The sequence below is a fragment of the Kocuria sp. WN036 genome (genome assembly GCF_002287015.1).
Taxonomy (GTDB): domain Bacteria; phylum Actinomycetota; class Actinomycetes; order Actinomycetales; family Micrococcaceae; genus Kocuria; species Kocuria rosea.
The window spans coordinates 1-597 of the sequence record NZ_NSKF01000075.1 but is presented as its reverse complement, the minus strand read 5'-3'; the positions used below and the strand labels follow the sequence as shown (position 1 = coordinate 597).

The following is a 597-nucleotide window of genomic DNA, read 5'->3' as shown; positions in this document are numbered from 1 at the left end:
CATGTCTACTCCTACGGGAGGCAGCAGTAGGGAATCTTCCGCAATGGACGAAAGTCTGACGGAGCAACGCCGCGTGAGTGATGAAGGTTTTCGGATCGTAAAGCTCTGTTGTTAGGGAAGAACAAGTACGAGAGTAACTGCCGGTACCTTGACGGTACCTAACGAGAAAGCCACGGCTAACTACGTGCCAGCAGCCGCGGTAATACGTAGGTGGCAAGCGTTGTCCGGAATTATTGGGCGTAAAGAGCGTGTAGGCGGCTTGGTAAGTCCGCTGTGAAAGTCCAGGGCTCAACCCTGGAATGCCAGTGGAAACTGTCAAGCTAGAGTCCGGAAGAGGCGAGTGGAATTCCTGGTGTAGCGGTGAAATGCGCAGATATCTGGAGGAACACCAGTGGCGAAGGCGGCTCGCTGGGACGGTACTGACGCTGAGGCGCGAAAGCGTGGGGAGCAAACAGGATTAGAAACCCTGGTAGTCCACGCCGTAAACGATGGGCACTAGGTGTGGGGGGTGTCGACTCCCTCTGTGCCGACGCTAACGCATTAAGTGCCCCGCCTGGGGAGTACGGCCGCAAGGCTAAAACTTAAATGAATTGACGG

At 55.6% G+C, this 597-nt stretch carries 1 rRNA gene; it reads left to right on the top strand.

Features of this window, described 5'->3' with window-relative positions:
• A 16S ribosomal RNA gene (locus tag CK505_RS18110) occupies positions 1-597 on the top strand; the annotation flags it as partial.